Below are 11,808 nucleotides of genomic sequence, written 5' to 3'. Positions count from 1 at the left end.
TTGATAAAATAATCCCGAAACGCTCACCAAAATTCATTGCTGTATTGTTTTCAGTATTAAAGTTCAAGTTTATTTCCATCGGGAACTGTGGTTTCATATTAATCTCCTGCATTCCTGAAACTGTAGAACCGGAGATCTTTTTTGAACCTGATTTTAGTTTTTCAAATTCTTTTACCGGCGACGAAACAAGTAGATAGTCGTTATAGATTTCTGTCAATTCCAGGGTTCTCGGGAGGGTAAATGCCCCCCTCCAGCCCGATGTCGGAATCTCATTTGCATATTGCCAGTTATTCATCCAGCCAATTAAAATTCTTCTGCCATCCTCATCCGGAATATCCGACCATGTTACACCTGCATAATTATCCTTACCATAGTCCAACCATTTAGTCCTTTCTCCGTGTGGTTCAAATACATGCCCGTCAAATTCGCCAACAAAATATTGTGTCGCCGAACCTCCATTTGGCCCTCCCGGATTGATACTTACCAGTAATACCCACTTAATTTCGTCTGTTCCTTCCACTTGCAAAGGAAACAAATCAGGGCATTCCCAAACGCCGCCATGTGCTCCAATTCCTTCTCCGAATTCGCTTTCCAGGGTCCAGTCGATTAAATTAGGCGAAGAATAGAAATTGATATGGTCGAGCACGGCAAGGGTCATTATCCATTTCTCACTTTCGGGGTGCCACATCACTTTTGGGTCACGAAAATCACGAATTCCGGGATTAGGTAAAACCGGGTTGTTTTCATATTTCGTCCAGCTACGCCCTTTGTCAAGGCTATATGCAATTCCCTGAGACTGAAATTTATCAGTTCCGGTATTTTCCAACTCCCGATTGTGATAGGTAAAAATAGCCACCATTGGCGGAACGCCGTTTTCTCCCAAACCCGATGTATTTTCCCAGTCAATTACAGCACTTCCCGAGAATATCCATCCTAAACTGTCGGGGTACAATGCTATTGGGAGCTGTTCCCAGTGAATGAGGTCTTTGCTTACCGCATGCCCCCAGTGCATTGGCCCCCAGATTGTAGTATCCGGGTTATGCTGAAAAAACAGGTGGTATTCACCATCGTAATACACCATCCCATTCGGGTCATTAGCCCACCCTGTTTCAGGCGAGAAATGAACCTTGGAACGGTATTGTTCATTGTATTTTTCTTGTTGGTTGTTTGCCGACGGCTCGCAGGCACTTAAGATAAAAACTACCACCAGAAGCTTATAAAATGTCTTCATCATTATTAATTTACTTTTATAAATTGTTGAGTTGATATTTGGTTGTCATTCAAAACATAAAGAATGTAGTGTCCCGTTTTTAAATCGCTTATATCGATTTCGGACGAGGAAATACCGGGAAATATTATTTTTTCTTTCAGGGTTTGTCCCAGTAGGTTTATAACTTTTGCTGTGGCGGTTTTACTGGTTCCAGCATTCAGCGTAAAGTGTATTTTGTGGTTGGCCGGGTTAGGATATACATCAATCGATTTTATGTTTTCTCTTCTGTCCAGTATTCCTGTGCCCAGCTCCTCTTCCCAAATTGAGTTGAGCTCCCAACCATTAAATGATTGAAGTACTGATGATTCATTTATCGAGAATAATTCGATGCCTTTTTGAAAATAAGGATTAGGAAACATCAATGAAGTTAATACAACATCTCCATCATTCACAAAAACTTCAAGCGACAGTTGGTCAACAAAAACATGAAAACTGATTTTGTTTTCTTTTAACTGCACAGGAGCATTTATAACCCGCGGAAATTTGCTGTTAAAGCTTACATATCCGCTTTGTGTACGGTCGATAAAAACATTCGAGGTTTTAGCGTCGTAACCCAATACCATTTTATTGGCATCCGACACACAAAGATTAAAGCCGACTTTCTGATCGCTTCCCGGGTTTACTTCGTAAACTGCTTCAAACTCATAAGTATTTTTCAGAGGTTTAAACTCTGTTAATACAGTTGTTCCTTCTACTGTTTTGTTCGTTAGTACTACTTCTTCCTTTCTTAACTTCTTCAATTCCTCAATTGGCTTTTGAGTGATTTTATAACCTTGAAGAGTGCTAACCAGCTGTATTTCGCGGGGCAGCGACTCAGCTGTACTTCCTCCCCAGGAGGTCGGAATGCTATTGGCATAATCCCAGTTATTCATCCAACCAAGCCAAACGGTACGGTCGTCATCTGCATCGTAATTCCGATAAGTTCTTACAGCATAAAAATCGGGGCCGTAATCAATCCAGTAGGCATGTTCGTATCTATGGTCGGTAAGAATATCCGAGAACATAATGTGGTCGATATTAATGTGTCCCCAACTACCTGAGAAATTGTCGATAATTTGTAATACTGCAGTTTGTCCGATGTATTCACTTATATCCCAGCCAAACCATTTTAGCTGTTCCGAATTGTCACCGGTAGCCGTTCTTACAACTTCTCCGTTTACAAGTAGGTTAATACAGGTTAAATTATTGTGGTTTCCGCCAGATATTAAAAAGTTGATAAAATTCTTGGAAACCGTAAACTCCGGAGATGCCAGTTTCCCGGTTGCGGCATCGCCACCATTAAAAGAATTCACCAGGTAGTCGCCCAAATAACCTGATACATCCATTTGGCCGGACAGGGATCCATTTGCCGGGCCCGTGCCAAAAGCAGTTCCTTCTGTAGTCCATGTTCCGTAATCAGAATCTTCAAAATCAGTAAATAGTTCACCGTTGATACCGGTGCCATTTTTCAAATAAGTCAGGGTTGTACCGTCAGGAGTGAAAGTACTTCCATCAAAATCGCCTACCCAGTATTGCCCACGATTAGGACCCATCCCACAAATCATAACCCACTTCTTATTTTCAGGATTACCATCTAATGGGAGTTGAAAAAGGTCGGGAACTTCCCAGGCGCCTGTTCGTGCACCAAGTGGCCCGAAAGACGATTGTTTAGTCCAGTTTTTCAAATCAGGAGAGCTATAAATTTCAATACGATGTTCACCCGGACGTGTAATAGCCATAGCCCAACGGTTGAGTTGCGTATCCCAAAATACAGAGGGGTCCCTGAAATCGGTTGAAGTGGAAGGAATTACCGGGTTATCGTTGTAATAATTGAAGTATTTAAAATCGGGCGAAGTACTCGATGAGATTCCCTGCGTTTCAATATTTGTTGTTCTATTGTGCATGGTATAAATCGCCACGGCAACCGTGTCATCTCCGGTTCCAAACCCGGCAGTGTTTGCAGTATCTACAACTACCGAACCTGTGTAGTAATCGAAAGACGAGTTTCCTCCCTGCATGGGCCAGGGATATTCTTTCCAGTACACCAAATCTTCGGAAACGGCGTGTCCCCACCAAAAAAGATGGTACAGACTGTCGAATTTTATGGTTCCGTCCGGGTCACCAATCCAGCCACTTTTGGGAGAAAAATGGAATTGTGGCCGGTACTGCTCACTATAGTCCTGAGCTTTAACAATAAGCGAAAAGCTGAACAACACACCAATTAATAGGGTCACAAATATATTCTTCATAATAATTTGTTTAATTATTTAATCTCCCAAAGCTGTTATAAGAAGGAAGCCTGAAATGGCTTCCTTCCTTTTATGAATTATTCTTTCGATTTTGCCAATAGATATGCAATGCAATTCGATGTCAGCTTCTCGCGGTTACCCGCTGTGTTTTCAACATCATTCTCAGCATACCAGTCATAAGTTCCTGAACCAATAAAGATAGCGGCACCTTTACCATCATGTTTATCCCATAAAACCAGGTTAATCTCCATGCCGTTCCAGTTGGACACCAATACTTCACAGTTGTTAACGGTTTCGAAGTATGCAACCCGTTCCTCAATGGTTGAGCCACCAACTGCGTAATCCGTCCAGTCATCCACGTTATACTGGTTGGTACGGTTACGGCGTGCAACTCCGTTAGGCAACATTATAAATTTTGTTGGGTCATCACTTTTATAGTTTAATCCCTGAGCTATGGGGTTTTCTGGATTACCGTACCACCTCAAATCCCAATCGCCCCAGTTATAAGAATCAGGATTTGCCTCGATATCGCCAAAAGCATTGTTTGGAGCATATTTTGCTTCGCTAACAATTCCCAGTTCATCAACCAGCGAACCGGCAAAATTGGTTAACAGGATGTTACCTCCATTTTCATAATACGTTTTCAGCTTGGATACTATTGCAGAATTATCGGCAACTCCGTATAACATTTGAGCATCAGGCCAGCAAGGGCGTGTACCCTGGTCTGAATGATACCAAACGGCATTGTATTTGCTCAAATCTACTGTGCCATCGGCAACCTGACTAAAACTTACATATTCAGCAGAAGGATATTTCTTTAAAAACCATTCTGCAGCTTTTTGGTCATCTAAAATCGTCATAGCAGATACATTGGCAGGCTCGCCCAAAAAGGCAAAATAGAATTTCTCAGAAACAGTTACGGTGTATTGGCAGTAAATATCGCCGTTTACAATCGTAAACTCAACAGGATTGGTGAAATCCATGCTTGATGTAATAGCAGGAGTAATGACAGCTCCTGCTGGAAGTACAATCTCCGGGCTTATATTGCTAAGATCAATATTGCTCCCGCTTTCGATGGTTACCGTAACGGTTTTGTTTGCTTCATCGATTTCGCCTTCAGTCCCCGCAACCGAGAAACTCTGTATTTTAACATCAGCATCCAGGTTCAGCGAGCTTGTGTAATCCTCTTCGCAGGAAGAAAATAATCCGGCCGAAAAGGTTATCAGTATTATATAAATCAAATATTTCTTCATTTCAATTTCTTTTAAATGTTTAACTGTTACCAACCGTGATTTTGCTTATACAAACCTTTACTAAAATCAATTTGATTTTGAGGAATAGCAAAATACTCATGCTTCCCTTCCGTAAACTGACCATCTTTCAAGTATTCTCGTTTGGTTTTTTCTTCAGCAAAATAATTGTTGATATAATCTCCGGCTATTCCCCAACGTACCAAATCAAAAAAGCGAATACCTTCCATTGCAAACTCTAAGCGTCTTTCCCAGCGCAAAGCCTGGCGGGCAAATTCCTGAGTCCAGTCACAGTTTACACCAGGTTTGTAGATGTCCATTTTGTAGTTTGAACTTGGCGTGCCATCGTTCATTTTCAACATGGCTGTGCTATTGTTTGCACGTTGACGAATCTCATTTATGATTGGCAATGCTTCATTCTGGCGTCCCAATTCAATTAATGCCTCAGCTTTCCATAATAATACATCGGCAAAACGAATAATGTCGGTATTTTTCGAGCTTGCCATAAAAGGTGGTACTTTTTGAAAGCAAGCACAGTTAGGTGACTGGTTTTCTTTAAGTGAAGAGAAATGCCCGTAAATTTGTGTTGCCCGGGCCCAATCTTTCTGATAAATAAAATTGGGGTCGTATTTCCAGGGATGGCCCGGGATTGCAACAGTATGGTCTAAACGTACATCAAAAGAATTATCGTAAAAATCAGCACCTTCAAGTACATCCGAGTCGTTAAATGTATCGAACTGTGGCAATCCATTTCCGTCGGTTTTAAATGAATTCACAAGGTTCTGTGATGGAATATGGAACCAGCAACAGCCGTACTCCGGGTTCATCGGGTAATTCAGCATATTTCCCCAATCCAGGCGACCTTTCGGTGTTCCGTCGTCAACCGAACGTTGAATAGAAAAAACCGATTCTGTGCTCCCTTCGTCGTGGCTCCAAAGGAAGTTGTAGCCAAAATCGGTAAACAAAGAGTATTGGGCCGAAACTTCATCAACAAGGTCAACAACCTCCTGTAATTTTGAAGAATTTATACTGGTTACTGCGTTATCTTCGCCCTGTTCGTAAGCCTGGTAAAGTTTTGTTTTTGCCAGATATGCTTTGGCAGCATACATATTTGGCCTTCCCTTGTCACTTTGAGTTTCAGGAAGATTACTGGCAGCAAATTCAAATTCGGCAGCAATTTTATCCCAAAGTTCCTGATCCGAGAATTCACGATTCGATACTTCGCCATAAGCTTCACCAACTACAGTTTCATCAATCCAGGGAATGTATTTAAACATGGTTTTCAGAATAAAATAATGATGCGCTCTGAGAAAACGCATTTCCGCCTGACGTTCTGTTTTCTCCGGATATTCTTCTTCGGAAAGCTGATTGATGACTTTAAGTGCTTCGTTCGCACGTCCAACACCCACGTATAATCTGTACCATTTCTGGTCAACAAGAGGATTATCGGTTGTGTTAAAAGCAAAAAGTTCCATAAAATTGAATTCCCAGATATCACCGGTTCCGCCACCGCCTTTGTAAGAATCTCCACTGGTATTGTCAGCATATGGCCAAAGCGAGTTTGGAGCGGTGTAATGGTCATTACCAAGCTCTGCATAAGCTGCGATAACCATTCCTTCTGCATTTTCGGGGGTTAAAAGCTGGTCGTTACTGATGATACTCTTCGGAGTCATCTCCAGAAAGGAATCCGAACAGGAAATTAAAAATCCTGTTGCAATGATTGCTAATAGTATTATTGTTTTATTCTTCATGATAGTCCGTTTTTAAAAAGTTAGATTAACACCAATGGTATAACTTGCCGGGATCGGATATGCAAATCCGGGCGATTCAGGGTCAACACCTGTAAACTGGTCGCTACCTTTCGAATCTTTTATCGTGAAAAGGTTTTGTCCTTGCAGGTAAATCCGGGCTGATGACAGTTTGGCTTTATTAACCAGATTTTTAGGGAGATTATAACCCAACTGCAGATTTCTCAATTTCAGGTACGAACCGTTTTCAATGAAATAGGTTGACCCCCGGTTTTCGTTGTTCGTATCGGTCAGAGTCAACATTGGAATAGTAGAACCAGTATTGTTTGGAGACCATGCATCCAGCGTTCTTGATCCAAAGTTTGTTCCCTGCCATATAGATGTGAAATCGGTGAGGTGTTTATATTCGTTATAGACATCGGCACCATAAATTCCCTGAAAGAATATATTTAAATCGAAATTTTTATAGGAAAAGCTGGCGTTTAATCCGTATTCAAAATCCGGATTAGGATCTCCAATCCATGTCCTGTCCAATGCATCAACAACACCATCTGGTTCATAAACAAAATTACCTTCTGCATCCAGTCCACCAATATCTTTATAACGAATCCGACCAACTCCTTTGCCGGTTTGTTCAGCATGTGCATCCACTTCTCCCTGGTTCTGGAATATTCCATCCGCGATATATCCAAAATGAACCAAATCAGAATGTCCGATTACGGTTTTGTCCGTTGCTGGGTCGCCAGGGTATCCAGTAAGAACTTCATCGGGCAGATAGGTTACTTCTCGTTTATACGACGATACATTTGCAGATAAATCCATACTAAGTCCACTTGCAAAATCTTTTCTGTAACCAAATACTACTTCCCATCCTCTGTTCTCAAGTGTTGCACCGTTTACCCATTGGTTTCCGCCTTCACCTTTAACTGCTAGATAAGGAGGTTCAATTAAAATATCCTTTGTTTCCTTAAAGAAATAATCGATACTTCCGTAAATGGCCTGATCGAAGAAACCAAAATCGATACCAAGGTTAGTTTGATTGGCTTCTTCCCATTTGAGCAGTGGATTACCCTCGCGGATTTTTCTGAATCCGGAAGGTAGCGTTCCAGTATCAACTCCCATTATATCATAAGCTGTTCCAGAGTCGAAAACCCATGTAGGATCAACACCATAATCGGTACGATAGATTGAATAAATGGCTTCGTTACTTATCTGCTGGTTACCAGTAATACCCCAGCCAGCTCTTAGTTTCAGGTTCGAAACCGACGAAACAGACTCCATAAAGTTTTCTTCGCTGATTCTCCATCCTAAAGAAAAGGCAGGAAATATTCCGTACAAATTATCTTTACCAAAACGTGATGAACCATCGCGGCGTAGTGTTGCAGAAAACAAATATTTTGAATCATATACATAGTTAGCTTTCGCGAAAATGGAGAATAATGAGTTCCCCGAGCCTCCTCCTCCGTTTAATACTTTTTCCGTTCCGGCATCTAGGTACATATAGTCCGGATCTTCAAGAACAAAACCTTCGCGACTTGCCCAGAACCATTCATCTTCGTATTTAATGGCTTCAGTTCCTGCAACCACATCAAGACTGTGTTTCTCTTTTTCGTACTTGTAATTCAATGTGTTGGTCCATGTCCACGATAAGTTGTGCGACTGTGAAGTGGTTGTACGGTTAATGTCGCTAATCAAAAATCCCGACACATAACTATAATCCATTTTACGCCTGTAAGTTTGGGTGTAGTCCACACCATAACTTGTCCTGAAATGTAGTCCTTTCATTATCTCGAGGTCGGCATAAATATTTCCAAAAACCCGCGATGATTTTCCTTTGTTTTGTTTGTTCTGCTCGATTAAACGAACCGGATTGTGCCGGTCTGTCATTCCAGGGGCAGGACCACCCCAGCCACCATCAACAGAATTTACCGGAACTACGGGTTGTTGCACCAATGCCAGGTACATTACATCACCGGTAGGAATTTCAGCATTGTATATTTTTGAAACATTCAGGTTTTCTCCCACTTTTAATTTACCGTCCCAAAAATTATAATCGGAATTAATACGTGCGGTAATTTTATTCGAGTTGGTTTCTTTGATAATTCCATCGTGGTTGTAATAATTCAAAGAAATAAGTGAACTTCCTCTTTCATTTCCATTAGAAATTGTGAGGTTATAGGACTGAATAAGTGAAGTTTGAGAAATCTCGTCGTACCAGCGTGTATCTGCCGGACGCATTGTTTGTGCAGGATCAATATATTCAGGCAATAAAATTTTGTCGAGCACTGCGTTATCGCCTTCCATATGCCAGTCGTATTTATAAATACTTGAAGTTGGTGTCAATCCGTCGTTGATTGCAGCCTGCCAATTTACATATCCCCGGTCATAGGTATTTAGTACATCGAGTTTTGAGGTATATTCTTGAATCGTAGCATAAGAGCTGAACTCAACCTTAGTAACTCCTTCTTTACCTTTTTTAGTTGTAATAAGAATTACACCGTTGTTTGCACGCGCACCATAAATACTAGCAGCCGATGCATCTTTTAATACCTGCATCGATTCGATGTCGTTGGGGTTGAGTTGCTCAATACCTCCTGTTGTAGGTACTCCATCAATAATATACAAAGGGTCGTTACTTCCTCCTCCCATAGTACTACCACCACGGATTCGAACAGTGGCGAATGATCCTGGATTCCCGTCGGTAGTTACATAAAGCCCAGCTACACGGCCCTGCAATGCTTTTACAGCATTTCCGGTTGGCGTTTCCTTTACTTCATCCATTTCAACTACGCTGATAGCACCTGTTAAATCAGCTTTTTTCTGTGTTTGATAACCCGTTACAACAATCTGGTCTAAGCCAATAGCTTCTTCATTCAACTGTACATTAATTGTTGTTTGGTTGCCTACAGCAATTTCCTGTTTAAGCATACCCACAAAACTGAATACGAGTGTTGCATCTGTTGAAACAGAGATGGTATAATCTCCGTCAATACCAGTAATTGTTCCATTCGTTGTTCCTTTTTCAATAATAGTTACGCCGGGCAAACTTTCCCCGTTGGAGTCTGTAACATTACCAGAAACAGTGGCTTGCTGTGCAAACGACACTGTTGAAAGCAAACTCAACAGGACAATAAATATCCCTTTGCCTGCTTTTTTCAATTTGATTAGTTTCATCATAATTAGATAAGATTACTTAGATTTTGTATAATTTGTTTCTCACTTACACTGAAATATCAGATAATATCGAATTGATTTCCTTCATATCGTAATTAGGAGTTGCTCCTGTTTTTGTTGCCACAAAGGCACCGGTTGCACATGCAAATGCTAAAGCTTCATCAGGGGTTTTACCATTTATAAGCGAAGAAATTAAACCCGCCAGAAATGCATCGCCAGCCCCAACAGTATCTACTGCATTTACTTTAAAGCCCGGATGTTCGTAAAATTCACCATCGCAGTATAAAATGGCTCCGTCTTCACCTTTTGTGATACAAACCATTTTTATATTGTATTGCGCAGCAAACCATTTAATCAGGCTTTTTTCATCATATTTATGTTTATTATACCAGTTTGCAAAAACGACCAATTCATCATCGTTCATTTTTACGATGTCTGTGTTTTGGAGTAGTGTTTCTACAATTTCCTGTTTGTCATAAGGTTTCCTGAAATTAACATCCATAAGTTTTAGCCCGTCATAAGTGAGTAAACGCATAATAGTTTGCCGGGCAATCGGATTTCTTGATGCCAGTGTGCCGAAAATGAGAAGACCTGCATTCTTGGCTTTCTCCATCAAACTATCTGATAGCTTAATAGCATCCCAAGCAACCGGTTCACATATTTCGTAAGTTGCATTATTGTTTTCATCCAAGTGAACAAGTACTTCGCTTGTTGGCAATGATTCATCTTCCTGGATATATTGGGTGTCAACGCCTGACTTATTTAAAAAAGCCTTTAACTCTTTCCCTGCATCGTCATTTCCGATACTGCTGGCAATTGCGACATCCATCCCAATTGCATTCAGGTGAAGCGCAACGTTCATTGGGGCCCCTCCGGGTTTTGCTCCCGAAGGTAACCTGTCCCAAAGCACTTCACCAATACACAATATTTCCTTGTTTTTAATTTCCATGATTAGTTTCTTTTGATGTTATATGATGGGTGTTATTTTCTTTTCATCTCAAGCTGAATTTCCTCCAGCGATTTCCCCTTGGTTTCAGGAAGAACTTTCCATGCAAAAAAGAAATGGAATACCATCATGATCGCGAAAAAACCAAAGGAGACTCCGCCGCCAACTGCATTGTTTAAAACCGGAAATCCCCATATAAGTGCAGCAGCAAAAATCCAATGTGTAAAACTTCCGAGTGCCTGTCCCTGCGAACGAACTTTGTTAGGAAAAATTTCAGAAATAACAACCCAGAGAACAGCTCCCTGGGAAAATGCAAAAAACGCGATAAACCCCATCAGGTAAATCATCACCCCGTAACCTCCCAGGTCGGAGTAATCGCCCGTGAAGAACGACTTTGAAAGCATCCCAAGAAAAAATACCATACCAACTGAACCAACCATTAACAATGTGCGCCGTCCATATTTGTCGATAAGAAAAAGAGCTACAAAGGTGAAAAGCAGATTTGTTGCACCTACCGAGATGGATTGGAGTAAAGAGATATCGGTTTCGAACCCTGCCATTTCGAAAACACGCGGAGCATAAATCATTATGGCATTAATACCGGCTAATTGGTTGAAAGCTGCAATCATTATTGCAATCATCACCGGTAAACGGTTTTCTTTTACAAACAGTTTACCGTAACCGATAGCTTCTTCCTGCTCAACTGATTCTTTGACAATCCTGACTTCCTCTTCCGGATCCTCAGCTTTGATACGTTCAAAAGTGGACAAAGCCTCTTCATATCGTCCATGGTTAATTAACCATCTCGGACTTTCAGGAACCAGATTCAACAATAAAAAGAATGAAAGGGCAGGAATTGCCTCAATTCCAATCATCCAACGCCAGGAATCGAGATCAATGGTGCTGACCAAAAAATAATTAACTGCAAATGCCAGGAAAATAGCGAATACAACAAAAAACTGATTGAGTAACACTAATTGCCCACGTTTTTTTGCCGGTGATATTTCGGCAATGAACATGGGTGTAACCACTGAAATACAACCTAGCATTATGCCTGTTACCAATCTAAAAAACAGTAACATACCCCAGCCTATTGAAAAAGCACTTCCTAAAGCTGAAATAAAAAAGATACCTGATAAAATGATTAAAGATTTGCGTCGGCCAAACTTTTCAGCTGGTTTCCCTATTATTA

Annotated in this window: 7 protein-coding genes; all 7 read right to left on the bottom strand. The window is 41.0% G+C overall.

The genetic code is table 11. From position 1 onward, the window contains the following. Positions 1 to 1,234: glycoside hydrolase family 32 protein (locus ABZB17_RS14505; protein ID WP_372651053.1), on the bottom strand; the 1,234-nt coding region annotated here is incomplete at its 3' end. Between the two features lie 2 nt (positions 1,235 to 1,236). Next, complete coding sequence (locus tag ABZB17_RS14500) at positions 1,237 to 3,498, bottom strand: GH32 C-terminal domain-containing protein (protein WP_297101689.1); 2,262 nt, start codon at positions 3,496 to 3,498, stop codon at positions 1,237 to 1,239. A 77-nt stretch (positions 3,499 to 3,575) separates the two neighbouring features. Further along, positions 3,576 to 4,751 carry a DUF4960 domain-containing protein gene (locus ABZB17_RS14495; RefSeq protein ID WP_297101686.1) on the bottom strand — a complete coding sequence of 392 codons (1,176 nt, stop codon included), beginning with the start codon at positions 4,749 to 4,751 and terminating at the stop codon, positions 3,576 to 3,578. Positions 4,752 to 4,777: 26 nt separating this feature from the next. Beyond that, positions 4,778 to 6,499, bottom strand: coding sequence for a RagB/SusD family nutrient uptake outer membrane protein (locus tag ABZB17_RS14490; RefSeq protein ID WP_372651052.1), 1,722 nt, complete (start codon positions 6,497 to 6,499; stop codon positions 4,778 to 4,780). Between the two features lie 12 nt (positions 6,500 to 6,511). Beyond that, positions 6,512 to 9,673 (bottom strand): SusC/RagA family TonB-linked outer membrane protein, encoded by a 3,162-nt coding sequence (locus ABZB17_RS14485; protein WP_372651051.1) that lies wholly within the window; start codon positions 9,671 to 9,673, stop codon positions 6,512 to 6,514. 43 nt (positions 9,674 to 9,716) lie between these two features. Continuing rightward, positions 9,717 to 10,619 carry a carbohydrate kinase gene (locus tag ABZB17_RS14480; RefSeq protein ID WP_372651050.1) on the bottom strand — a complete coding sequence of 301 codons (903 nt, stop codon included), beginning with the start codon at positions 10,617 to 10,619 and terminating at the stop codon, positions 9,717 to 9,719. A 32-nt stretch (positions 10,620 to 10,651) separates the two neighbouring features. Further along, positions 10,652 to 11,808 (bottom strand): sugar porter family MFS transporter (locus ABZB17_RS14475; protein ID WP_372651049.1); only part of this gene is annotated, 1,157 nt, incomplete at its 5' end.

The organism is Draconibacterium sp. (assembly GCF_041583095.1).
Taxonomy (GTDB): Bacteria; Bacteroidota; Bacteroidia; order Bacteroidales; family Prolixibacteraceae; genus Draconibacterium.
The sequence above is the reverse complement of the archived record's forward strand: the minus strand, read 5'-3'. Positions and strand labels throughout refer to the sequence as shown.